We start from the raw sequence: 24,024 nt of genomic DNA on the forward strand, positions 1-24,024 counted from the left end.
GATTACCAGGTCAGGCAGATCTTGCCGAAATGCCGGTTGCTCTCCTGGTAGCGGAACGCTTCGACGATCTGCTCCAGTTCGAAATGCTTGTCCACCACAGGCAGCAAGCCGTTGGCGTCGATCGCCCGGACCATCGCCTGCTGCTGCGCGCGGCTACCCACCAGCACACCCTGCAGCCGGATCTGCCGCACCAGCGCCTGAACCAGCGGCAACTGCCCGGCGACACCGGTAAGGATGCCGATCAATGACACATGGCCACCGATCCGTGCGGCAATCATCGACTGCTCCAGCGTCGCCGGCCCGCCTACCTCGATCACATGATCGACGCCACGGTTGCCGGTGAGCTCACGCACCTTCTCGCCCCAGGCCGGGGTGCTCTTGTAGTTGATCAGGTGGTCGGCGCCCAGGGCCTTGAGGCGTTCGAGCTTGGCATCGCTGGACGAGGTGGCGATTACCGTGGCGCCTGCCAGCTTGGCGAACTGCAGGGCGAAGATCGACACGCCGCCGGTGCCCTGCACAAGTACGGTGTCACCGGGCTTGAGGTGATCGTCGCTCATCAGCGCACGCCAGGCCGTGAGGCCGGCGGTGGTCAGGGTGGCGGCCTCGGCGTGGCTGTAGCCCTTGGGTGCCAGCGTGAAGGAGGTGGCGCGGGCGGTGACCTGTTCACGGGCGTAGCCGTCGATGCCGTCGCCCGGCACGCTGGCGAACCCTTCGACCAGTGCCTGGCCATCGAGCCAGTCCGGGAAGAAGGTGCTGACCACGCTGTCGCCGACCTTGAACTCACTGACGCCCGCCCCGACAGCAGTCACTTCGCCGGCGCCATCGGCCATGGGAATGCGCCGCTCGCTCGGCCCCCACATGCCGCTGACCACGGCAAAGTCGTGGTAGTTGAGGGAGCTGGCGTGCAGGCGTACGGTGATCTCGCCGGGCTTGGGCGCAGCCGCCTCACAGGTGCCGACTTCGACCTTGTCGTAGCCGCCGCCGGGTTGCACGTAGATGGCTTTATGGGTCATGGCTGGTTCTCCGTTTGGGAAAAATACTGCGGGTGGGCATAGACAGTAACGGCCCTATCGCCGGCAAGCCGGCTCCCTCAGGTGCTCGGGCAGCTTTCAGCAGCGGTGATCAACTTGCCGGCGACAGGGCAAGCGCAGGCTACCGAAAACTCAGCCCAGCAACGCCCGCAAAGCCCGGCAGTCCACCGCATGCCAGTCCACCAGTTCCGGCCATGGGTTATCCGGCAGGTTCACCAGCACTGTGCGCGCCCCGGCCGCTCGGCCGCAATCCAGGTCGAAGCGGTAGTCACCCACCATCACCAGTTCGCTCGGCGCCACACCCCAGGCACTGGCGATCTTCAGCAGGCCATCGGGGTTGGGCTTGGGCTCCGCCTCGTCACGACCGAGCACGTGCTCGACGGCAAAGCAATCGGCCAGGCCGATCGCCTCCAGCGTGACATGCGCCAGCTCACGCGCATTACGGGTAAGGATGCCCAACCGGCAGCCACGCCCGGCCAGCTCCCGCACCAGCTCCACAGCACCGGTAGCTGCAGTCGAGGCAACCGCCAGGTCGCGCTCGTGCTCCAGCAGCCACGCATGCTTGGCGGCCGCTTGCGCCGCAGGCAATGCCGCCAGGTGGGTGAGGATGTCGTCCTCGGGCGGAATCTCCAGCGCCTCACGAATGGCGGCAAAATCATGCACTGCCACGGTGAGGGTGCCGTCCATGTCGAACACCCAGTTGCGGATATCGGCCAGGCTCATGCCCAGTCCTTGCGGTGACGGATCAAGCCTTCCTGCGAAGACGACGCCACCAGCTGCCCCGCACGGTTGTAGATACTGCCCCGGCAGAAACCACGGGCATTGCCGGCCCATGGGCTGTCGGTGGCGTACAGCAGCCACTCATCGGCGCGCAGGTTGCCGTGGAACCACAACGAGTGGTCGAGGCTGGCGATCTGCATGTCGCGCTGCCACACCGATTTGCCATGGGGCAACAGCGAGGTGGTCAGCAGGCCGAAGTCCGAGGCGTAGGCCAGCAGGTACTTGTGCAGCGCGGGCACGTCCGGCAGGGTGCCGTCGGCGCGGAACCAGGTGTATTTCACCGGGTCGCCGGGCTTGGGGTTGAACGGGTCACGCTCGGTGACCGGGCGTATCTCGATCGGTTTGGCACACAGCACCTTGTCACGAATGCGCTCAGGCAGGTGGTCGGCCATGGCGCGGGCCAGTTCGACCTCGCTCGGCAGGTTCTCCGGCCCGACCACATCAGGCATCTGCGCCTGGTGCTCGAAACCTTCCTCGTCGTACTGGAACGACGCACTGCAAGTGAAAATGGTCTGGCCCTTCTGGATGGCCGTCACGCGCCGGGTACTGAAGCTGCCGCCATCGCGCACACGGTCGACCGAATAGACCACCGGCAGGCTGGCATCGCCCGGGCGCAGGAAGTAGCCGTGCAGCGAATGCACATGGCGCGCGTCTTCGACCGTCTGGCTGGCCGCCGACAGTGACTGGCCCAGCACCTGGCCACCGTACAGCTGGCGGAAGCCCAGGTCCTGGCTGCGCCCACGGAACAGGTTCTCCTCGATCGACTCGAGGCTCAACAGGTCGACCAGGTCGTCCAACACATGACTCATCGGGGGTTCTCCTAGCAAGGCATCACAGCTCTACGGCGCTTTCATGAAGGCAAATGATACAGGGTTTGTCATCGGCACCGCGCATGACCGCTCATTCAGCGCGCAAGGTCTGCTCCCAGCGGGGCCGGTCGATGCGGTACAGCACGTGGGGCCGCAGCGGGTGCCCGGCGGGCAGGCGCGGGTGCTCGAAACTGCCTTGCAGGTCCTGCTCCATGCCGATGGCCTGCATGACCTTCTGCGACGGCAGGTTGGCCTCGGTAGTGAACGACACCACCTCCTCCAGGCGCAATTGGGCGAAAGCACAACGCAGGCAGGTCCACGCCGCCTCGCTGGCAAAGCCCAGGCCCCAGTGGCGCCGGGCAAGGCGCCAGCCGATTTCCACGGCCGGCGCGAACGGCGCATCGAAGTTGACGTTGAGCAGGCCGGTCATGCCGATGAAGGCGCCGCTGTCCTTGCGTTCCAGGGCCCACAGGCCGAAGCCGTATTCGTTGAAATGGCCGCGGATCCTGCCGATCAGTGCCGCCGCCTCCAGCCGCGTCATGGGGGCTGGAAAGTAACGCATCACCTGCGGGTCGGCGCTCATGGCGGCGCACTCGCGCAGGTCGTCGTCATGCCATTGGCGTAACACCAGGCGGGCGCTTTCCAGTTCAAGGATGGGGGTCATGGGGCGTGCTCCGGTTTTGCCGTGCTACAGGTTCAGCGTAGGCGCGGCGCAGCACTTTTACCCACAACCCAACAACTGGCAAGATCAGCACTGGCCCCGATTGCGAACCCACCATGCCGTTGCCGCTGATCTACCACGATGACTACAGCCCGGAGTTCCCACCCGAGCATCGTTTCCCCATGGACAAGTTCCGCCTGCTGCGCGACCACCTGGTCGAGAGCGGGCTGACCACCGACCAGGCTTTGCTGCGCCCGCAAATCTGCCCCAACGACATCCTCGCCCTGGCCCACGACCGCGACTACATCGAGCGCTATATGCACGGCGAACTGTCGCGCGAGGACCAGCGCCGCCTGGGCTTGCCCTGGAGCGAGGCCTTGGCGCGGCGCACCGTGCGGGCAGTGGGCGGCTCGTTGCTGGCTGCCGAAATGGCGCTGCAACACGGCCTGGCCTGCCACCTGGCCGGCGGTACCCACCACGCCCACTTTGACCACCCAGCCGGTTTCTGCATCTTCAACGACCTGGCCGTGATCAGCCGCTACCTGCTTGAAGCCGGGCGGGTGCACCGGGTGCTGATCTTCGATTGCGACGTGCACCAGGGCGATGGCACCGCGCGCATCCTGCAGGACACCCCGGACGCCATCACCGTATCATTGCACTGCGAACAGAACTTCCCGGCGCGCAAGGCCCACAGCGACTGGGACATTCCGCTGCCGCGGGGCATGGGTGACGCCGCCTACCTGAAAGTGGTGGAAGATGCGCTCAACTACCTGTTGCCGCTGTATCAACCCGACCTGGTGCTGTATGACGCCGGTGTGGACGTACATAAGGACGATGCCCTCGGCTACCTGCAACTGACCGATGCCGGCTTGGCTGCGCGCGACGAGCATGTCATGCGCCACTGCCTGGGGCGGGATATCCCGGTGGTCGGCGTGATCGGCGGCGGCTACAGCAAGGACAGGGAAGCCTTGGCGCGGCGCCACGGCATCCTCCACCACAGCGCGGCGAAGGTCATCAGTTGTTCACAATGACTGTGGAACCGCCTGTGGATAACCTGCTGGAAAGCCGCTACAGCCCTTTACCACCGTGCCCTGCAGCATACTGATCATTTTTTGCTCAGTGCTTGCATGGCCCCTGCTGCGTTAGAATGCGCGGTCTTTTCCACAGCCTGCTGACCACCATGTCCGATCTACGCCCCGCATCCCCTCCCCTGGCTGTCGTCATCGGCGCCGGCCCCGCCGGCCTGATGGCCGCCGAAGCCTTGGCCCAGGCGGGCCTTGCAGTGCAGGTGTTCGACGCCATGCCGTCGGTGGGCCGCAAGTTTCTGCTGGCGGGGGTCGGCGGCATGAACATCACCCATTCCGAGCCCTATCCCCGGTTCGTGGCGCGCTATGCCGAACGCGAAAGCGAGATAAAGCGGCTGCTGGGCGACTTCGATGCCGATGCCCTGCGCCAGTGGATTCACGGCTTGGGCATCGAAACCTTCGTGGGCACTTCGGGCCGAGTATTCCCGACCGACATGAAAGCCGCGCCGTTGCTGCGCGCCTGGCTCAAACGCCTGCGCGACAGCGGCGTGGTTATCCACACCCGCCATCGCTGGCTGGGCTGGCACGCCGACGGCGCCTTGCAAATCGCTTATCCACAGGGCGAACTGCAGGTAAAGGCTGATGTTGTTGTGTTGGCCTTGGGTGGCGGCAGCTGGGCCAGGCTGGGCTCCGACGGCGCCTGGCAACCTGTGCTGGCCGAACGGGCTGTGGATATCTCCCCCTTGCAAGCGAGCAACTGCGGGTTTGAAGTCGCAGGCTGGAGTGCGCTGCTCAAGGACAAGTTCGCCGGCGCGCCACTGAAGAACATCGCCTTGGGCATGCCAGGCACGGCAACGCGCAAAGGTGAGTTCATCCTTACCGCCCAGGGTGTCGAGGGCAGCCTGGTGTATGCCTGGTCTGCACCGTTGCGCGAGGCCATCAACCGCGACGGCCAGGCAACGCTGCTGCTCGACCTGCTGCCGGACAAGCCTGTGGACAAGATTGCCCAGGCCCTGGCCAAGCCGCGTGGTTCACGGTCGATGGCCAAGCACCTGCACAGCCATCTGGGCATCGACGGGGCGAAGGCGGGACTGCTGCGTGAACTGACGGATCAGGCGACGTTTGCCGATATGGCCGCGCTAGCACGGGCGATCAAGGCGCTGCCCATCACGCTGGTACGCACCCGGCCGCTGGACGAGGCGATCAGCAGTGCCGGTGGCGTGCGCTTCGAGGGGCTGGATGAGGGGTTGATGCTCAAGGGCATGCCTGGCGTGTTCTGTGCCGGCGAGATGCTCGATTGGGAGGCGCCGACGGGGGGGTATCTATTGACGGCGTGCTTTGCCAGCGGGTTACGGGCCGGGCGGGCAGCGGCGGATTGGCTGGCGCGGTCTTCCTGACAGGATGCGGGGGCCGCTTTGCGGCCCTTTCGCGACTGTCCGTAGGAGCGGCCTTGTGTCGCGAAAGGGCTGCAAAGCAGCCCCAAAACCTCAAGGCTTGCGCTTCTTCGGCCCGGTATTGAAGCTCGGCACTTTGCGCACCGACTTGACCGGAGCCTCGTCGCCACTGTCCATCCAGCGCCCCAGCCCGCGCTTGGCACTGTTCTCTTTCGGCTTCTTGGGCTTTTTCGGCTTCTTGATCACCTGGCCACTGGCATCGGTCATCGGCACCCGGTGATCGGGGATGAAGTCCGGTTCTTCATGGCGCGGCAAGGTCTGGCGAATCAGCGTCTCGATCGTGGCCAACTGCTGCACTTCATCGGCGCACACCAGCGAGATCGCCTCGCCTTTATTGCCGGCACGGCCCGTGCGACCGATACGGTGCACATAATCCTCGGCCACGATCGGCAGGTCGAGGTTGACCACCAACGGCAGGTCGTCGATGTCCAAGCCACGTGCGGCAACGTCGGTGGCGACCAGTACCTGGATCTCACGGGCCTTGAAGCTGTCCAGCGCGCGCTGGCGCGTGGCTTGCGGGCGGTCACCGTGAATGCCATCGACGTTCACGCCCTCGCCCAGCAGCCGCTCGACCAACTGGTCTACGCCATTGCGAGTCTTGGCAAAAACCAGTACCTGCTTCCAGCGCTGCTTGCGCAGCAGGTGGCAGAACAGGTCGACCTTGCGCTTCTTGTCCACCGGCACCAGCCACTGCTTGACCGTGGTGGCAGCCGCGTTGCGCGGGCTGACCTCGATGCTCAGCGGGTCATTGAGCGCCAGCCCTGCCAGCATGCGGATCTGGTCGGAGAAAGTAGCGGAAAACAGCAGCGTCTGGCGCTTGCGCGGCAGGGCCGCGTATACCGACTGCAGCTCTTCGGCAAAACCCAGGTCGAGCATGCGGTCGGCTTCGTCGAGCACCAGGGTCTGTACCTGGTTGAACTTCACCGCGTTCTGGCGGAACAGGTCGAGCAAGCGCCCCGGGGTGGCCACCAGCAGGTCGACGCCACGACGCAGGCGCATCATTTGCGGGTTGATGCTGACCCCGCCATACACCGCGTACGTGCTGAGCGGCAGGTTTTCGGCGTATTCGCGCACATTGTTGTGCACCTGCTCGGCCAATTCGCGGGTCGGTACCAACACCAGGGCACGGATCGAGTTGCTGGCGACCTTTTCCCCTTCCAGCGCCAGGCGCTGCAGCACAGGCAGCGCAAAACCGGCAGTCTTGCCGGTGCCGGTCTGGGCCGCGGCCATCAGGTCGCGGCCGGCCAGCACGGCGGGGATGGCCTGGGCCTGGACCGGGGTTGGGGTGGTGTAGTCCAGCTGCTGCAGGGTGCGCAGCAACGGTTCGATCAGGCCGAGTTTGGCGAAATTCATGGCAATACCGTCAGGGGGTTCAGCGAAGGCGGCAAGTTTACCGCAACACCCCGGCCTACTTGCAGGTTTCGCCCTCAAGCGATGCAGTGGGCTGCGCCGGCCTGCGCCACTGCGGCAGGCCGATCAGCACCACGGCACTGATGATTACCGCCATCGCCAGGCATTCCTCTGCGCCGATCTGCTCGCCGGCAAAGACGATACCAAGCAACACTGCAACCGCCGGGTTGACATAGGCGTAGCTGGTGGCCGCCGCCGGGCGCACATGCTTGAGCAGGTACATATAGGCGCTGAATGCCAGGATCGAGCCGAACAAGACCAGATAAGCCAACGCGCCCCAGCCTGCCGCAGTGGGCATCTGAGTCATACGCTCACCCGACAGGGCGCTGCCCAGCAGCAATACCGCACCACCGACCAGCATCTCGGCCGCACTGGCCATGGGGCCTTGGGGTAACGGCAGACTCTTGCTCCAGACCGACCCGAACGCCCACGCGGCAGCCGCAAACAGGATCAGCGCCGCACCGATGGGGCTGGCCTGCAGGTTAGAGCCGAGGTTGAGCAGGCCGATGCCAACCAGCCCAAGGAAGATGCCCGCCCACTCCAGGCGCGAATTGCGATGGCCGAACAGCAGGCCAAACACCAAGGTAAACAGCGGCACCGTAGCCACCGCCAGCGCAGCGACGCCGGAGGCAACGCCAGCATGCTCTGCAACCGTCACGCCGCCATTGCCGCAACTGAGCAGCAGAAAACCCACGGCCCCTGCTGCACGCCATTGCGGCCAGGTCGGCGCCGGCACCCCGCGCCAGCGCAAAAACCCATAGAGCAGGCCCCCGGCGATAAGGAACCGCACCCCGGCCATCAGCATCGGTGGCCAGGACTCCACACCAATGCGAATGAACAGGTAGGTCGAGCCCCAGACCAGGTACAAGGCCAGAAAGGCACCAATCAGCAATAACGGGAAGCGGCGGGAGGCAGGCATGGCAAAACTCGAAATCCGTTTACGGGGAAATGAGTTTAGGGAGCCTCGCCGCCAAAATTAAGTTACAAAACCGGATTAATTGGGCGGCACAATTTTGCGTAATGGCTGGGGTATACGGCGCAATGGCGGTCAAGCACCGCCGAACCTCAATGCTTCAACAACAGACGCCCTTCGATCGGCACGTAGCGGCTGGCCGCCCGTATCAGCGACATGGCGGTCAACCCCGGCACACCGTAGACCACCGCCTCGGCGCCATGACGCTGTATCACCCGCTCCAGCAGCAGGTCGAAATCACCATCGCCCGAAGCCAGTACTACCTGATCGACACGGCTGGCTGCATCGATCACATCCAGGGTTATCCCCACATCCCAGTCACCTTTGGCCGAACCATCGCTGCGCTGGATGAACGGCTTGAGGCGCACGTCGAAGCCAAGGTTGCGCAGGATCTGCTGGAACTGCTGCTGTTTGCTGTCCCCACGGTCGATGGCATACGCCACGGCCTCGACGATCTCACCCTCGCGGCTGACTTCAGACCACAGCGCGGTGTAGTTGAAGTGACAGCCATGGGCCTGGCGCACGGTGTAGTAGAGGTTCTGCACATCGGCGAACAGTGCGATTTTCTTCACTACATACCCTCGGCTGAAGGGGCGCAACGCGCCCCCGAAAATGCCAGCAGTATGCCAGACCGATCAGACGAAGGTGTCGTCGTCAGAGAAGAAGCCGCCATCATCACTGCCATAATCGCTTTCAGCGAAACCACCCTGGTCAGCGCCCCAGCCACCATTGTCGGCCACCTGCGGCTGCGCGCCCTCGTCGTTCCAACCCCCGGTATCACTGGCCGGGGCCGGTTCTTCCTTGATCACCTCGACCACCTCTTCCGGCTGCGAGTGGTGGTTGAACAGGCTGCTGATGCCTTGTGCCAGCAACACACCACCGGCCACACCGGCAGCGGTCTGCATCGCACCACCCAGAAAGCTGCTGGCACCGCCCCGAGCCGGCGCGGCGCCGAAACCAGGTTGCGCCGCCTGCGGCTGGGAGAAGCCCGGGGCACTCGGCTCACGCCAACCGCCTGCCGAAGCGACGGGCGTGGCAGGCCGCTGGGGCTGCTGTGATGGCTGGGCAGGCTGCGGATTACGCCCACTGGCGCCAAAGATGCTGGAGAGGAAGCCACCACTGCTGGTGCCGCTGGTGCGGGAAGCCTCGACCTGGGCACGAGCCTGTTTGAGCTCTGCTTCCAGTTGCTTGTTCTGTTCGTCCAGGCGCTTGAGCGCAGCCTCCTGTACCAGGATTGCCTGGGCCATGTAGTAAGGCGCCGCCGGCTGTTCGCGCAGGTGTTCCTCGATGCGCGCCTGGGCCTGTGCATCACGCGGCTGGCTGGGGTCTTCGGCTTGTTTGATGCGGCCAAACAGGCCATCGATCAGGGTTTGTTCTTCAGTATTCATGGGCTACCTCGTGGGAAGCGGGACATCGGACGTGTCAAAGATGGGGCGCGCAGGCGGCGGATTCAATCACTGGCCTGGTGAAACTTTTTTCAGCAATTGACTGCTCTGGGCTAAAGTTAGGCCCCTGCTTTTACTGCCATGCGATGTTGACCGATGAATCCGCTGAGCGTTTTGCGCGACTCCCTCTACTTCTTCCGCCGCCACCTGGCAAACATCATCCCGCTGTGCTTGCCGCTGGTCGTACTCGAAGCCCTGGTAACCCAACTGTTGTACCAGCAGTTGGGCGACCAGGCATCACCGGCCTACAGCATGCTGGTGAGCCTGCTGTTCTACCCGCTTTACAGTGCAGCGCTGATTCTTTACCTCGACACCCGCAGCAACGGCCAGGACATCCCCAAGCGCGACCTGTTTGCCCGCGCCATGCAGCTATGGCCGCAATTGGCGCTGCTGATCATGATCAGCTCGCTGCTGATCATGGCCGGGCTGGCGCTGCTGGTCTTCCCGGGGGTATGGATCATGATCAACCTGGTGTTCGCCGAGTATCTGCTGGTGCTGCGCGGCCTGCCGGTGGTGCAGTCGATGCGCGAAAGCGCACGCATGACCACCGGGCACTTCATGCGCATCATGCTCTGCGTACTTGCCGTGCTCGCACCGATCTGGCTGATTGACGGGCTGCTGCTGATCGCCTTCCCCGAGCCTGCCCCCGCCCTGGAGCTGGCCATGGCCAGCCTGCTCGGCTTCCTGCAGTTGTTCAGCACCGTGGTGCTGTATCGCCTGTTCATGCTGCTGGAGAGCAAGAACGACGCCTGAACTGTCTCCCAGTCAGGTACCGCGCGGTTTGGCCCGCGCGGTGGCCTCCGCCACCAGCGGGTCGTCCGGCCAGTAATGCTTGGGGTATCTACCCTTGAGGTCCTTCTTCACCTCTGCATAGGTGGTGCGCCAGAAGTTGGCCAAATCCTGCGTCACCTGCACTGGCCGCCGCGCTGGCGACAGCAGGTGCAGCTTGACCTGCTGGCGACCTTGGGCGATGCGCGGCGTGTCAGCCAGGCCGAACAGCTCTTGCAGGCGCACGGCGAGGATCGGCGGGTTTTCACTGTAGTCGAGGCGGATACTGGAGCCCGACGGCACAGCCAGGTGCGCTGGCGCCCATTCGTCCAGGCGCTGGGGCAGCGGCCAGGGCAACAGATTACGCAAGATCGAAGGCAGGTCCAGGGCGGCGAAATGGCTCAGCCGGGACACTTTGCCCAGATAAGGCTGCAGCCAGTGTTCCAGGCTGGCCAGTAGCGCCTCGTCGCTTAGGTCGGGCCACTCGCTGTGGCCATCTTTTTCCAGGTCTAGCTGGCGTAATAGCGCTATGCGCGCCTGCCACTGGCGTAGCTCTGGCGTCCAGCTCAGCAGGTTTAGGCCTTTGCGCCGCACCAGGCCTAGCAGTGCCCTGGCGCGGGCGTCATCATCCAGCCCAGGCAACGGTTCACGGCTGAGTACCAGTTCGCCGACCTTGGTCTGACGCTCGGCACGCAACACCTGCTCGCGCTCGTCCCAGTCGAGAATGTCGACGCGCTCCACCTGTTCGGCCAGCACATCGTCGAGCAGCGCCGGGTCGAATTCGGCAGCCAGGTAAATCCGCTCTTCCCGCTGCCCCTGGCGGCTGCCCAGGTCGGCGATGACCAACCACGGGCATTTCATCAGCGCATCGGCCTCGGCGAACAAAGCGGCACGGCCGTTGGCCAGGCGATACTCGGCCCCGCCCTCACGACGCTGCTGGGCAACCCGGTCGGGATAGGCCAACGCCAGCAGGGCGCCGAGCCAGCGTGGATGCTCGGGATCGGCAACCGCCGCACCGGCCTTGCCGCGCAGCAGCCCCCGATACTGGCGGGCCAACTGCCGGGCACGCTGCACACCGCCCTGCCCGCCACGGCTGGCCTTGCTGTCACCGCTGATCAGCGCCAGCCGGTCATGCAGGTCGGCGCCACCTGCGCGCTGGATGTCGCGCTCGCCCAACAAGGCGGCAACATCGCAAGCCATCGCGGCCAAGCCCAGGTCCTGGCCGCGCAGCAGCAGGTGAGCGATTCGCGGGTGAGCCGGAAGCTCGGCCATGGCCTGGCCGTGTTCACTGAGGTTGTCGCGGCTGCCCAGCTTGAAAGCGCCAAGCCGCGCCAGCAGGTCCTGCGCCTGGGAAAATGCCGCCGCTGGAGGCTGGTCCAGCCAACGCAACTGGTCAGGCGCAACACCCCATCGGCCAAGTTGCAGCGCCAGGCCAGCAAGGTCTGCCTGGAGGATTTCGGCACTGCCATGCGCTGCCAGCTGGTCGTGCTGCGCCTCTGACCACAAGCGGTAGCACACGCCCGGCTCCAGGCGCCCGGCACGGCCAGCCCGCTGGGTGGCGCTGGCACGGGAGATGCGTTGGGTGTCCAGGCGCGTCATGCCGCTGCCGGGGTCGAAACGCGGTACCCGGGCAAGGCCGGCATCGATGACCACGCGCACGCCGTCGATGGTCAGGCTGGTCTCGGCGATGTTTGTGGCCAGCACGACCTTGCGCAGGCCCTGGGGCGCCGGATCGATGGCGGCACGCTGGGCATTGAGGTCGAGTTCGCCATGCAAGGGGCACAGCAGAATGCCCGGGCGCTCGGCCAATGATTCCTGCAAACGTTGGTGAACCCTACGGATCTCAGCCTGGCCTGGGAGGAACACCAGCACACTGCCGGGTTGATCGGCCAAGGCCTGCAGCACGCTGTCCACCACCCGTGGCTCGATGAATTCCCCAGGGTGGAACGGCCGGCCCCAACGAATATCAACCGGGTACATGCGGCCTTCGCTGCTGATCACCGGCGCGTCGTCGAGCAGCCGGGACAGGCGCTCGCCCTCCAGGGTTGCGGACATCAGCAAAATTTTCAGCGGCGGGTCGTCGCGCAGCAGTTCCCGGCCATTGAGACTCAGCGCCAGGGCCAGGTCGGCATCCAGGCTGCGCTCGTGAAACTCATCGAAGATCAGCAGCCCTACCCCCTCCAGCGCAGGGTCTGCCTGCAACCGGCGGGTCAGGATGCCTTCGGTGACTACTTCGATACGGGTATTGGGCCCGACCTTGCTGTCCAAACGAATGCGGTAACCCACGGTTTCGCCGACTTTTTCGCCCAGCTCGCTGGCCAGCCGTTCGGCCGCCGCACGCGCCGCCAACCTGCGCGGCTCCAGCATCACGATGGTCTGCCCGGCCAGCCAGGCTTCATTCAACAGTGCCAGCGGTACACGGGTGGTCTTGCCTGCGCCGGGCGGCGCCTCGAGCACCGCTTCGTGACGGTTTTCCAAGGCATGGCGCAAAGCCGGCAGGGCAGCATCGATCGGTAAGGAAATCATGGTGGTCCTCGAACAGTCTGGCGAGTATAACGGCGAACCCAGCCTGCTCTATCATGGTCTTAGCATCAGGTGCCGGCGTATCGCCCCACCTTGTGGCAACTTTCTTCGGAGATTCAAATGCGCATCCCATCCCGCGTCATCGGTGGCGCCCTCATCGCCACCTTGCTGACCCAGCTGACGGCCTGCGGCACGCTGTTCTACCCCGAACGCCGCGGGCAGATCGAGGGCAAGGTCGACCCGGTAATCGTCGCCCTCGATGCCATCGGTATTCTGTTCTACGTGATCCCTGGCCTGATTGCCTTTGGCGTCGACTTCGCCACCGGCGCCATCTACTACCCTGGGGGCACCACGGCACAAGTAGCGCCAGAAAAACTGCGCGAGGCCATCAAGCCCGATGGCAAGGTCGACAACCTCAAGCTGCAGGCCATTCTCGAAAGCGAACTGGGCCAGCGCCTGCCGCTGGACGACCCGCGGTTGATCCAGCATCGCGGCAGCGTCGAGCAACTGGCAGCGTTCGGCCTGGTGCCGACAGCCTGAAACCTGCAAGGAAACCACCCTCGGCATGATCACCTCGGCTGAACACCAGCGCCTGCTACGCCTGGCCACCCGCGCGTCGCTCGCGGTGGCCAGCATCCTCGTGCTGAGCAAGGCCGTGGCCTGGTGGCTGAGTGGCTCGGTCAGCCTGCTGGCCGGGCTGACCGATTCGGCGCTGGACGCGGTCGCCTCGTTCCTCAACCTGCTCGCAGTGCACTATGCGCTACGCCCGGCTGATGATGACCATCGCTTCGGCCACGGCAAGGCAGAAGCCTTGGCAGGCATGGCCCAGGCAGTGTTCATCGGCGTGAGTGCGGTACTGATCGGGGTTCAGGCCGCCGAGCGCCTGCAATCGCCACAGCCCTTGGGTGATACTGCAATCGGTATCGGCGTGATGCTGCTGTCGCTGGTGCTGACGCTGGCCTTGCTGGCGCTGCAACGCAAGGTGGTACGTGTGACAGGCTCAACGGCGGTGCGTGCCGACTCGCTGCATTATCGCTCTGACCTGCTGCTAAATGGCAGCATCCTGCTGGCCTTGCTGCTGGCGCGCTACGGCTGGCCGCAGCTGGATGCGCTGTTTGGCCTGGGTATCGCGCTGTACATCCTGTGGAGTGCACTGCAGATCGCCCGGGAAAGCACGGCAATCCTGATGGACAAGGAACTGCCCGGCGACATCGGCGAGGGCATGGTCGAACTGGTGCTGGGCATTGCCGGGGTCAAAGGTGTGCATGACCTGCGCACCAGGGTGTCGGGCAATCAGTGGTTCGTGCAACTGCATCTGGAGCTGCCGGGGCAGTTGCCGTTGCACGAAGCACATGCCCTGTGCGTCCAGGCCTCTGAAGTCATCCGCCAGCGTTATCCACAGGCGGATGTGATGGTGCATGCCGACCCCGTCTGAGGCTCAATTGATACTGTAGCCCCGGCCACTGAAACACGCCCCCAGCGCCCGCCGGTAGTTGTCTGCAACATTGGCCGGCGGTGCGCTGGGGGCGGTTGCAGGGTCGAAGTTGGACTGGCTCACCGCCCAACGGTGGCACTGGTAGCGGTCCTGGTCCTGCTGCTCCTGGCCTTGCCCATGCATCGGGTAGGCCACCACATCGTATGCGTTGCCTGAAGGGGCTTGCGCCACGGGCACCGGTGCCGGTGCAACCGCAGGCGGGCTGACCACCACGTACTCCTGGCTGTCTGCCAGGTACTGGTAATACGTATCGGCCACCAGGAAGAGCAAGGCACCCCCCACCCACACTTCACGTGCATAGGATGGCAGGTAGCCGACCCGCACCCCGTACGGCGGGGCTACCACGATGTAGCTGCCGCCATGCGGCTGGTACCAGTAACCACCTGAGTAGAAATAGTCCTGCCCACGGTAGGGCACTTTCCAGTAGCGGTCCGGGAAACGGTCGATGCTGTGCCCGGGGCGATACTGCGGCCCCGGCCCCCAACCATTGCCATGGCCATCCGGTCGCCCCTGCCAGTCGCCACCAGGCCGTTGACCAGGGCCGCCAGCCTCCCAGTGCCGGTAATCGGCATTGCGCCGGGGAATATCCTGGTAGTAGCCCTGGCGGGCGGGCTGGGTCTGGTGCACTTCATCGCGCGAGTTGAGCGGCGAACGGCCTTCGTAACTACCGTTGGGATCCTGCCGGCCATTGCCACCATGCCCGTCTTCAGGGCCCTGGGCCATCGCCCCCAGGCAGATGCTCACGCCAAGCAAACCAACACCTGCCAACTGCCAGATGCGCGACTTCATGTTGTTCCTCACGGTCAAGATAACGGCACGCTGCCAGTCTACCGTGCCCGTAACGGACAAACAGATGAAATCGCGGCCATGAAAAAAGGGAGGCCTTGAGGCCTCCCTTTGAGAATTGTCGTCCGTGCTCGGCACTTGTGGCGCCGGCTCACCTCATACGCTCTTGTGGAGGTACGTAGCCCGGGGGCCTGGCGGATCCTGTTGGATGGCTGGCCGCGACCGCCCGCCTAGGGCGCGTCGCCGTGGACTGATGTCCGGGCAGTGATTCTGTTGATAAAGATACGGGACAGGGGGCGGCAGCGGATTGCGAATATTGCTCAGATAAATAGCACTTGCGCAATTTTTAACCCTGGATCGATAATTCACCGCAATCTGATCAGAAAAGGCCTTTTCCATGAGCAAGCTTGACCGCTACGACCTGAGCATCCTCGCCGAATTGCAGCGCGATGCGCGCATTTCCAACCAGGAGCTGGCCGAACGCATTGGCCTGTCGCCCTCACCCTGCTCTCGTCGGGTCAAGCAACTGGAAGACGACGGCTATATCTCACGGCAAGTCGCCCTGCTCGACCGCAAAAAGCTTGGCCTGAGCCTGACGGCTTACGTGCTGATCGGCATGGACCGGCACACCCCGGAGCGCTTCGAGACCTTCGAGGCAGCCATCCGCAACTTGCCACAGGTGCTCGAATGCAGCCTTGTAACCGGCATGGATGCCGACTATCAGCTCAAGGTGGTGGTACCGGACATGGATCACTACCAGAAACTGCTATTGGGCAGCCTGACCCGCATCGAAGGCGTCACCAGCGTGCGCTCGAGCTTCGTGCTCAATCAGGTGCTGGCGAGTACCGAACTGCCCCTGACCCACCTTCGTTGATTGGCTGCTGAGCTTGCCTGGAGAACACACAGATGGATCCGGCTGTATTTGAAGAATGGATGATGATCATCCTGGTCACCGTGCTGATCGGTTTCATGGGCTTCATCGTCTGGGACTTGGCAAAGAAATCCAAGGCCGGGCGCTTTGGCACGATGATCCTGTTCTTCGTGCTAGGGCTGGGGGTGCTGGCCTTTATCATCAAGACCGTGGTCGTGGGGTTTCTGGAAGGGGTGTAGCGCCCTCTCAAGCCGCATCGCCGGCAAGCCGGCGCCCACAAATGCCAAGGCCTGCGCATTTTCTGTGGGGGCCGGCTTGCCGGCGATGAAGCCAGCGAGCATTACAGCTTGGCCGGCACCTCGCGCCAACACCCCTGCTCCAGCCCATCCAGCGCCCAATCACCGATCCGCACCCGCACCAGGCGCAAAGTCGGCAAGCCCACCGCCGCTGTCATGCGCCGCACCTGGCGGTTACGCCCCTCGCGAATCACCAACTCCAGCCAACTGGTCGGCACGCTCTTGCGAAAGCGTACCGGCGGGTTGCGCGGCCACAGCTCAGGCTCATCGAGGCGCCGTGCTTCGGCAGGCAAGGTCGGCCCGTCATTGAGCTGCACGCCCTCGCGCAAACGCGTTAGCTGCTCATCGCTCGGCTCGCCTTCCACCTGTACCCAGTACGTCTTGGCCAGCTTGTGCCTGGGGTCGGCGATGCGCGCCTGCAAACCGCCGTCGTTGGTCAGCAGCAGCAAACCTTCACTGTCACGGTCCAGCCGCCCGGCCGGGTAAATGCCAGGAATATCGATGTAATCCTTGAGCGTGGCACGGCCATCGCTGTCGCTGAACTGGGTAAGCACATCGAATGGCTTGTTGAACAGGATCAGGCGAGGCTCGGCCGGTGGCGCCTTGGGCTGGCGCTTTGGGCCGGCAGGCCGCGCCTTAGGGTGGCGCGGCTTGGAACGGGGTGGCAGTGGCATGGATCCTCAGCGGAACGGCGGCTCATCGAAGCTGCGCAGTTTACGCGAGTGCAGCGAATTGAGCTCGGTGCGCAGCAGGTCGAGGGCGGCGATACCGATCTTCAAGTGCTGGCTGACCGCGCGGTTGTAGAAGGCGTTGGCCGACCCAGGCAGCTTGATTTCGCTGTGCAGCGGTTTGTCGGACACACACAGCAAGGTGCCATATGGCACTCGCAGGCGATAACCCTGGGCGGCGATGGTGCCGCTCTCCATGTCTACCGCCACGGCCCGCGACAGGTTGATCAGTGGCCGTTCCTGGGCCCAGCGCAGCTCCCAGTTACGGTCGTCGTATGTCAGCACGGTGCCGGTGCGCAGGCGCTTCTTCAATTCCTCGCCACGTTCGCCGGTAACCTGGGCTGCCGCCTCCTGCAACGCCAGTTGCACCTCGGCCAGGGCCGGGATCGGGATGTTCGGCGGCACCACCCGGTCAAGGATACCGTCGCGGCGCATGTAAGCGTGCGCCAGCACATAGTCCCCGATGGTCTGCGACTGACGCAGGCCCCCGCAGTGGCCGATCATCAGCCAGCAATGCGGACGCAGCACGGCCAGGTGGTCGGTGATGTTCTTGGCGTTGGACGGGCCGACGCCGATGTTGACCAGGGTGACACCATCACCGTCGGCGGCGATCAGGTGATACGCCGGCATCTGATAGCGGTGCCAGACCACGCTGGCCACCAGGGCCTGGGCCTCACCATGGTCCATGCCTTTTTCGATCGCCACGTTGCCCGGCAGCACCATGCGCACGAAACGCGGGTCGTCACGCAGCTGTTCAAGGCCATGGCTGATGAACTGGTCGACATAACGGTGGTAGTTGGTCAGCAGGATCCAAGGCTGCACATGGCGCCAGTCGCTGCCGGTGTAATGCACCAGGCGGCGCAGCGAGAAGTCCACGCGGGCGGCGTCGAACAGCGCCAGCGGGAGGGTTTCGGCACTGCCCCAGTCACACAGCCCGTCGGCGATGTTGTCGGTGGCGGCGGACAGGTCGGTACTGGGGAATACCCGCGCCAGCTCGGCGGCAGTGATGCCGCTGCCCGCCAGTTCATCGCCCTGGTCGACCACGTAAGGGTACGGGATGTTCTGCTCGCTGACGCCTACCTCGACGGTCACGGTGTAGTCGTGCATCAAGGGGCGCAACTGCTCGAGCAGATAACCCCTAAATGCCGCAGGCTGGGTGACTGTGACGCTGTAGGTGCCCGCCACCTGTACCTTGGCATAGGCACGGGTGGTGGCGGCGACTTCGCCGTGGCTGTAATAGGTCAGGCGCAAGGCCGGGTAGCGGTAAACGGCGCGCTCGTCGGCGTCCGGCTCGGTGCGGTCCTTCAGGTAACGCTTGAGGGCCTGGCTGAGGGCCCCGGTGGCCTGTTCATGCAAGGCCGCCAGACGGTCGACGGCCTGTTCGGGGGTATCAACGACTACAAAGGCTTGGCTCACACTGTGCTTCCTGTCTGGACATGCATGTCAGCCATCTTGCCTGCCTTCGCCGGTAAAAACACCCCCTGTCAGCCGGGCCAGACCGGCGTGGCCCGTGCCACCAGCGCCTGGACATCGGCGCCGCGCGGCAATGCCCCGTAAACGCGACCGCCGCCGGCCAGCCGGCTGCCGATGAAGGCATCGCTGACTGAGGTGTTGCCCGCTTCCAGCAACAGCTTGGCCTGCAGGGCCAGGGCGATGTCCTCGGTCAGCTGCCGGGCACGATACTGAATGTCGCCCGTGTCGGCGAACGCGCCCTTGAGATTGCCGATGTGCGCCGCCAGCCGTGGATCGCCATGGCCATCGCCCAGTTCAGCGAACAGCGCGTCGAGCACGCCCGGCTCCTTGGACAAGGCCCGCAGCACATCCAGGCACTGGACGTTGCCCGAACCTTCCCAGGTGGAATTGACCGGTGCTTCGCGGTACAAGCGCGGCAGGATGCTGTCCTCGACATAACCGGCGCCGCCCAGGCATTCGGCAGCTTCGTTGATCATCGCGGGCGCGCGCTTGCAGATCCAGTACTTGCCCACCGCCGTGACCAACCGGGCGAAGTGCGCCTGCTGCGGATCATCGAGTTGCTCTAGCGCTTGCCCCATGCGCAGGCTCAAGGCCAGGGCCGCTTCGCTTTCCAGTGCCAGATCGGCCAGCACGTTCTGCATCAGCGGCTGCTCGCTCAGCACCCGGCCGCCGACCTTGCGGTGCGCGCAGTGGTGGGTAGCCTGGGTCAAGGCCTGGCGCATCAGGGCGCTTGAGCCGACCATGCAGTCGAAGCGGGTCATGGCCACCATCTCGATGATGGTTGGCACTCCCCGCCCCTCCTCGCCGACCATCCAGGCCAGAGCGCCACGCAGCTCCACTTCGCTGGAAGCATTGGAGCTGTTGCCGAGCTTGTTCTTCAGGCGCTGGATGTAGAACTGGTTACGGCTGTCATCCGGGCGATGGCGTGGCAACAGGAAACAGCTCAAGCCTTTGTCGGTCTGCGCCAGTGTCAGGAAGGCGTCGCACATCGGCGCCGAACAGAACCATTTATGCCCAACCAGCTCGTAGGCCTGGCCCGACCCCGGGCTGCCGACAGGATAGGCGCGGGTGGTGTTGGCGCGTACATCGGTACCGCCCTGCTTTTCTGTCATGGCCATGCCGATGGTCACACCTGCCTTGTGCTGATCGCCGACGTTGCGGGGGTCGTACTCGCGGGCGAGAATCTTCGGCAACCAGTACTCGGCCAGCTCAGGCTGCAGCCTGAGTGCGGGGACAGCGGCAAAGGTCATGGTCAGCGGGCAACCGGTACCGGCTTCTGCCTGGCTGTGCAGGTAAGTCATCGATGCCCGGGCTACATGGGCACCGGGGCGCGGCTCGGCCCAGGGCAACGACGGCAGGCCGTGTTCGACGGCCGTACGCATCAGCTCGTGGTAGGCGGGGTGGAACTCCACCAGGTCGATGCGGTGCCCGTAACGGTCATGGCTGCTGAACGCTGGTTTGTGCGCGTTGGCCAGAAAGCCTGCGGCCATCAGGGGCCCACCGGCCAAGGCACCGTAGGCATCGATCCGCGATTCGGCCCAGCCGGCACCGAAACGCCGCGACCACTCCTGCAGTGGCAGGTCCAGGCGGTACAGGTTCGCGCCGTCGAGGGACGGTGGCTGATTGGTGACTTCGTGGGTTTCAGCGTACTGGTGCAGGTTCATCGGGAGCTCCTGGGGCCGGGTATGCATGAAAGTCCCAGTGAAGCACTCCCTGTGGGCCAGTCAAAGTGACAATAATGACTAAACAGGTGGCAACGCACACCATCGTGGCATGCGCCCGGCAGCCTTCAGAACCGGGTAACCCCCGAAGCCGCCCTGCCCGCCGTTACCTGCACCTGCGCTATCGCCACATTCAGCGTCAACTCGAAACGGCTCCCCAACCCCCGCGTAGACTCATGCATCAACGTGCCCCCCAGCACCTCGCCCAACTGCCGGCAGATCGACAGGCCGATGCCCAGGCCACCGTAGCGCCGGGTCATCGAGCCATCGACCTGGAAGAAGCGCTGATACAGGATCGCCTGGTCCAGGTCATCGAAGCCGATGCCGCTGTCACTGACAGTGAAAGTCAGCGCCAGGCTGTCGGGCCCAAGCCGACGGCCGCGCACCTGAACCATCACGCCGCCCTGGTGGGTGAACTTCAGGCCATTGTCTACCAGGCAACCCAGGCAGCGCGTCAACTTATGCGCATCGCCAAGCAGTTCGTCCGGCAGCTCTGCGGGAATGTCCAGGCTCAGGTAAAGCCCTTTGCCAAGGGCCGTTCCAGCGTAGCCGGCACGCAGGTCCTGAAGCGTGCGGCGCAAGCTGAACGGCACCGGCTGCGCGCGCAGGCGACCTGCCTGCAGCTCGGTGAGGGTAAGAATATCGTCGACCATGTCCATCATGTTCTGCGCAGAGCCCACCGCCGTGCGGTGGTACTGGGCCATCTCGGCGCTCAGCGGCAACGTGTGCATCAGCTCCAGCGAGCCGATAACACCGTTCATCGGGGTGCGCAGTTCATGGGTGATCGTGGCGAGGAATTCATCCTTGAGGTGGTTGCTCCTGGCCAGCTGCTGGTTCAGTTGTTCCAGTGTCCGCCCGGTATCACGCAGGGTCTGCGCCTGCTGTTCGCGCATGCTGTTGATACGGTCGGCCAGGGCCAGGGACAACAACGCCACTTCCAGCGCCGCACCGAGCTGGCTGGCATACATGGTCAGGAACACATTGGGCAGGTACCCCAGCACCATCAGGGTATTGACCAGCCCGCCCAGCAGGAACGCCGTCCAGGCAATGATGAACCAGCGAGCCACGCGCAGACCGCGCACCCAGGCGTATAGCCCCGCAGTGAAAATGCTGACGGTGAACAGCAGGGCCAGCACAGTGGCCATGCGCAAGGCAATGCCATAGGGCATGCTCACCGCCAGCAGCATCACCAGCACTGCCCCGAGCATCAACAGTTGCAGCAGCCGATCGAACCCTCGGCTGATCGTGCCCAGGCGCAGGAAGTGGCGGGCGAACTGGCAACCGAACAAGCCGGCAGCACCAATGAACAAGGGCGTGGCGGCATTCGCCCACCAGGGGCTGTTCGGCCAGAAGTACGCCACCCCTGCGCCGTTGACCGACACCTGGTAGAGGCCGAACGAGGCAATATAGAGGATGTAGTAGAGGTAACTGACGTCCCGAACGCTGAGGAAGATGAACAGGTTGTACACCAGCATCACCAGCAACACCCCGTAGATCATCCCCAGTACATACAGGCGCGTGGGCTGCTCTTCCATGTAGGCCTCGGCAGACCACAGCGCCAACGGCGCCTGCACCGAGCCCTGGCTGTGCAGGCGCAGGTAGACGGTGGTCGCCTGATTGGGCTGCAGCGGCAGTTCGAACAGGTAGTTGTTCTGGCGGATCTGCCGGCTGTCGTAGGGCAAGGCATCGCCGGTACGCTGTGCCAGGCGGTAGGTACCATCGGCGCCCGGCAGATAGAGCTCGAGGTGATCCAGCGGCGGGTACGCCAGCTCCAGCAACCATTGGCGCGGTGCGGGGTTGGCCGAGGCCAGGTAGCGCAAATCGACCTTGAGCCAGAACACCGAAGTCGAATAGCCGGCATTCAGCACTTGTTCACGGTGCAGGCGAAAACGCTTGGCGAAGGTGGGCGCGGTAACCTGGGCGATGCTGGCGCTGCCCTCGCGGTCTTCATAGACCTGCATGGTGCTGCCCAGCGAAAGGTACCGGGTGGTGTCGTCGAAATCGACCGCAGTGGCCAGCACGGGCAAGCAGCCCAGAAGCAAAATCAGCAAATAGCGCATACGGCCCCAGCATGGCGTGCCCGGACACGTCGCAATGGCCCCCTATCCCTATGAGACGACGAATTCCGGTAAAGCCCGTTTATCGAGTTATCCGAGCACTCTAGCATAGCTTTGAAGGCTGGCAACGGGCCATCTTGATTTAAGCTTAAAAGGCTCTAGATCAGTGCTTTCAGGCCAGTGAAAAGCATAAAGCTGACCCATCGATCAACAAAACCCGTTTGTAGGACGATCCGTACAAAAGGGTTTGGTGGTAAGCTCGCCGACCATGAATACCTACAGCTCCCGCCCCGTTGTCCTCTGTCTATCCGGCCACGACCCAAGTGGCGGTGCCGGCTTGCAGGCAGATATCGAAGCCCTGATCGCCCAAGGCTGTCACGCCGCACCTGCGGTGACCGCCCTGACCGTGCAGGATACCGTCAATGTTTCCGACTTCCGCGTGCTCGACCGCGAGTGGGTGCTGGCCCAGGCCAATGCCGTACTGGCCGACTCCACGGTAGCCGCGGTCAAGCTGGGCATGCTCGGCTCGATCGAAATGGTCGATACCGTCGCCGAACTGCTCAGTGCCCACCCGCACCTGCCGGTGGTCTGCGACCCGGTGCTGCGCGCCGGTGGCGGTGGCCGGCTGGGCAAGGACGAGGTCGGCTATGCCCTGCGCGAGCGCCTGTTGCCGCTGGCCGCCATCGCCACCCCTAACCTGCCCGAGGCCCGCATTCTTGCCGAACTGCCCGAAGGTACGGCAGACGAGTGTGCCGAAAAATTGTTGCCGTTCTGCAAACACCTGCTGATCACCGGTGGCCACGGCGACGAAGACGAAATCCACAACCGCCTGTACAGCCGCGATGGCCAGCATCATACCTGGACCTGCCAGCGCCTGCCTGGCAGCTACCACGGCTCGGGTTGTACCCTGGCCAGCACGTTGGCCGGCCGCCTGGCCTTGGGCGAAGCCCTGCAAAGCGCCGTGCGCAGTGCACTCGACTACACCTGGCGCACCCTGCGTGACGCCGAGCAGCTGGGCAAGGGCCAGTTCGTCCCGCGCCGCCTGCCCCTGGACTTCTGCTCCTGATACGAGGCTTTCTGATGAAGCTACGCGGTCTGTATGCAATCACCGACAGCCAGCTGCTCGCCGGCCGTTTCCTGTCCCATGTCGAGGCGGCACTGGAAGGCGGCGTGCGCCTGCTGCAGTACCGCGATAAAAGCGATGATGCCGCCCGTCGACTGCGCGAAGCCCAAGCGCTTCTCAAGCTCTGCGAGCGCTACGGCACCGAGCTGGTCATCAACGACGACGCCGAACTGGCTGCGCGCCTGGGCGTCGGTGTGCATCTGGGGCAGACCGACGGCCCATTGACCCCGGCGCGTGCGCTGCTGGGCCGCCAGGCCATCATTGGCTCGACCTGCCACGCCAGCCTCGACCTGGCCGCCCAGGCTGCCAGCGAAGGCGCCAGTTATGTCGCCTTTGGCCGTTTCTTCAATTCCGTGACCAAGCCCGGTGCACCCGCTGCCGATGTTGGCCTGCTGGCGCAGGCCCGGGCCCAGGTCAAACTGCCGCTCGCCGTGATCGGCGGCATCACCCTCGACAACGCCGCTCCGCTGGTCGCCCACGGTGCCGACCTGCTGGCGGTGATCCATGGCCTGTTCGGTGCCGACAGCGCGCAGGAAGTCACCCGCCGCGCCCGCGCCTTCAACGCCCTGTTCGCTTCCTGATTTCAAGAGAAGAT

At 64.4% G+C, this 24,024-nt stretch carries 23 protein-coding genes; 9 read left to right on the forward strand and 14 right to left on the reverse strand.

All coding sequences use genetic code 11. The features are described from left to right. Window positions 1-2: 2 nt before the first annotated feature. The 4 genes from IWW33_RS07935 to IWW33_RS07950 all read right to left on the reverse strand — a co-directional run bounded on the left by IWW33_RS07935 (window position 3) and on the right by IWW33_RS07950 (window position 3,284). Window positions 3-1,013 (reverse strand): NAD(P)-dependent alcohol dehydrogenase, encoded by a 1,011-nt coding sequence (locus IWW33_RS07935; RefSeq protein WP_039603560.1) that lies wholly within the window; start codon window positions 1,011-1,013, stop codon window positions 3-5. A 150-nt stretch (window positions 1,014-1,163) separates the two neighbouring features. Then, window positions 1,164-1,754: an HAD family hydrolase gene (locus tag IWW33_RS07940; RefSeq protein ID WP_174140971.1), complete on the reverse strand. Its 591-nt coding sequence runs from the start codon at window positions 1,752-1,754 to the stop codon at window positions 1,164-1,166. Further along, the gene (gene tesB, locus IWW33_RS07945) at window positions 1,751-2,620 is read right to left on the reverse strand and encodes an acyl-CoA thioesterase II (RefSeq protein WP_012312594.1); all 870 of its coding nucleotides are present in this window, start codon (window positions 2,618-2,620) and stop codon (window positions 1,751-1,753) included. The genes IWW33_RS07940 and tesB overlap by 4 nt, the downstream gene beginning before the upstream one ends. A 91-nt stretch (window positions 2,621-2,711) precedes the next feature. Then, window positions 2,712-3,284, reverse strand: coding sequence for a GNAT family N-acetyltransferase (locus IWW33_RS07950; protein WP_174140972.1), 573 nt, complete (start codon window positions 3,282-3,284; stop codon window positions 2,712-2,714). Between the two features lie 113 nt (window positions 3,285-3,397). Here IWW33_RS07950 and IWW33_RS07955 point away from each other — a divergent pair, with 113 nt between their 5' ends. Beyond that, on the forward strand, window positions 3,398-4,312 hold the full coding sequence (locus tag IWW33_RS07955) for a histone deacetylase (protein WP_174140973.1): 915 nt from the start codon (window positions 3,398-3,400) through the stop codon (window positions 4,310-4,312). Window positions 4,313-4,461: 149 nt separating this feature from the next. After that, window positions 4,462-5,703, forward strand: coding sequence for a TIGR03862 family flavoprotein (locus IWW33_RS07960; protein WP_174140974.1), 1,242 nt, complete (start codon window positions 4,462-4,464; stop codon window positions 5,701-5,703). A 90-nt stretch (window positions 5,704-5,793) separates the two neighbouring features. On the opposite strand, the gene IWW33_RS07965 is transcribed toward IWW33_RS07960, so the two are convergent. The 4 genes from IWW33_RS07965 to IWW33_RS07980 form a co-directional block, all read right to left on the reverse strand. Then, window positions 5,794-7,113 (reverse strand): DEAD/DEAH box helicase, encoded by a 1,320-nt coding sequence (locus tag IWW33_RS07965; protein ID WP_174140975.1) that lies wholly within the window; start codon window positions 7,111-7,113, stop codon window positions 5,794-5,796. Between the two features lie 55 nt (window positions 7,114-7,168). Continuing rightward, window positions 7,169-8,089 (reverse strand): drug/metabolite exporter YedA, encoded by a 921-nt coding sequence (gene yedA, locus IWW33_RS07970; protein ID WP_115273506.1) that lies wholly within the window; start codon window positions 8,087-8,089, stop codon window positions 7,169-7,171. A 146-nt stretch (window positions 8,090-8,235) separates the two neighbouring features. Continuing rightward, window positions 8,236-8,715, reverse strand: a complete 480-nt coding sequence (locus IWW33_RS07975; protein ID WP_012312588.1) for an NYN domain-containing protein — start codon at window positions 8,713-8,715, stop codon at window positions 8,236-8,238. A gap of 63 nt (window positions 8,716-8,778) precedes the next feature. After that, complete coding sequence (locus IWW33_RS07980) at window positions 8,779-9,531, reverse strand: DUF2076 domain-containing protein (RefSeq protein ID WP_174140976.1); 753 nt, start codon at window positions 9,529-9,531, stop codon at window positions 8,779-8,781. Window positions 9,532-9,684: 153 nt separating this feature from the next. Between IWW33_RS07980 and IWW33_RS07985 the strand changes: the two genes are divergently transcribed. Continuing rightward, window positions 9,685-10,341 carry a YciC family protein gene (locus IWW33_RS07985; RefSeq protein WP_039603962.1) on the forward strand — a complete coding sequence of 219 codons (657 nt, stop codon included), beginning with the start codon at window positions 9,685-9,687 and terminating at the stop codon, window positions 10,339-10,341. Window positions 10,342-10,353: 12 nt separating this feature from the next. Here IWW33_RS07985 and hrpB read toward each other — a convergent pair whose 3' ends face one another. Further along, on the reverse strand, window positions 10,354-12,882 hold the full coding sequence (gene hrpB, locus IWW33_RS07990) for an ATP-dependent helicase HrpB (protein WP_174140977.1): 2,529 nt from the start codon (window positions 12,880-12,882) through the stop codon (window positions 10,354-10,356). A 117-nt stretch (window positions 12,883-12,999) separates the two neighbouring features. Here hrpB and IWW33_RS07995 point away from each other — a divergent pair, with 117 nt between their 5' ends. Beyond that, on the forward strand, window positions 13,000-13,419 hold the full coding sequence (locus tag IWW33_RS07995) for a hypothetical protein (protein WP_012312583.1): 420 nt from the start codon (window positions 13,000-13,002) through the stop codon (window positions 13,417-13,419). Between the two features lie 25 nt (window positions 13,420-13,444). After that, complete coding sequence (locus IWW33_RS08000) at window positions 13,445-14,314, forward strand: cation diffusion facilitator family transporter (RefSeq protein WP_012312582.1); 870 nt, start codon at window positions 13,445-13,447, stop codon at window positions 14,312-14,314. A gap of 3 nt (window positions 14,315-14,317) precedes the next feature. Here the strand turns inward: IWW33_RS08000 and IWW33_RS08005 are convergent, their stop codons facing one another. Then, window positions 14,318-15,163: a DUF6515 family protein gene (locus tag IWW33_RS08005; RefSeq protein ID WP_174140978.1), complete on the reverse strand. Its 846-nt coding sequence runs from the start codon at window positions 15,161-15,163 to the stop codon at window positions 14,318-14,320. A 394-nt stretch (window positions 15,164-15,557) separates the two neighbouring features. Between IWW33_RS08005 and IWW33_RS08010 the strand changes: the two genes are divergently transcribed. Next, window positions 15,558-16,034 carry an Lrp/AsnC family transcriptional regulator gene (locus IWW33_RS08010; RefSeq protein ID WP_003249795.1) on the forward strand — a complete coding sequence of 159 codons (477 nt, stop codon included), beginning with the start codon at window positions 15,558-15,560 and terminating at the stop codon, window positions 16,032-16,034. Between the two features lie 32 nt (window positions 16,035-16,066). Then, window positions 16,067-16,270, forward strand: coding sequence for a DUF2788 domain-containing protein (locus IWW33_RS08015; protein ID WP_012312580.1), 204 nt, complete (start codon window positions 16,067-16,069; stop codon window positions 16,268-16,270). Window positions 16,271-16,371: 101 nt separating this feature from the next. On the opposite strand, the gene IWW33_RS08020 is transcribed toward IWW33_RS08015, so the two are convergent. The 4 genes from IWW33_RS08020 to IWW33_RS08035 all read right to left on the reverse strand — a co-directional run bounded on the left by IWW33_RS08020 (window position 16,372) and on the right by IWW33_RS08035 (window position 22,309). Beyond that, the gene (locus tag IWW33_RS08020) at window positions 16,372-17,001 is read right to left on the reverse strand and encodes a pseudouridine synthase (RefSeq protein ID WP_046785145.1); all 630 of its coding nucleotides are present in this window, start codon (window positions 16,999-17,001) and stop codon (window positions 16,372-16,374) included. Window positions 17,002-17,007: 6 nt separating this feature from the next. Continuing rightward, entirely contained in the window at window positions 17,008-18,471 is a 1,464-nt protein-coding gene (gene amn / locus IWW33_RS08025; RefSeq protein ID WP_046785144.1) for an AMP nucleosidase, read from the reverse strand. 68 nt (window positions 18,472-18,539) lie between these two features. Further along, entirely contained in the window at window positions 18,540-20,192 is a 1,653-nt protein-coding gene (locus IWW33_RS08030) for an acyl-CoA dehydrogenase family protein (RefSeq protein WP_119688212.1), read from the reverse strand. 125 nt (window positions 20,193-20,317) lie between these two features. Next, window positions 20,318-22,309, reverse strand: a complete 1,992-nt coding sequence (locus tag IWW33_RS08035) for a hybrid sensor histidine kinase/response regulator (protein WP_119688211.1) — start codon at window positions 22,307-22,309, stop codon at window positions 20,318-20,320. Between the two features lie 265 nt (window positions 22,310-22,574). Between IWW33_RS08035 and IWW33_RS08040 the strand changes: the two genes are divergently transcribed. Beyond that, window positions 22,575-23,372, forward strand: a complete 798-nt coding sequence (locus IWW33_RS08040; RefSeq protein ID WP_115273499.1) for a hydroxymethylpyrimidine/phosphomethylpyrimidine kinase — start codon at window positions 22,575-22,577, stop codon at window positions 23,370-23,372. Between the two features lie 14 nt (window positions 23,373-23,386). Next, the gene (gene thiE, locus IWW33_RS08045) at window positions 23,387-24,010 is read left to right on the forward strand and encodes a thiamine phosphate synthase (protein ID WP_115273498.1); all 624 of its coding nucleotides are present in this window, start codon (window positions 23,387-23,389) and stop codon (window positions 24,008-24,010) included. The last annotated feature ends 14 nt before the right edge of the window (window positions 24,011-24,024 follow it).

The sequence above is a fragment of the Pseudomonas sp. M2 genome (genome assembly GCF_015751845.1).
GTDB lineage: Bacteria > Pseudomonadota > Gammaproteobacteria > Pseudomonadales > Pseudomonadaceae > Aquipseudomonas > Aquipseudomonas putida_E.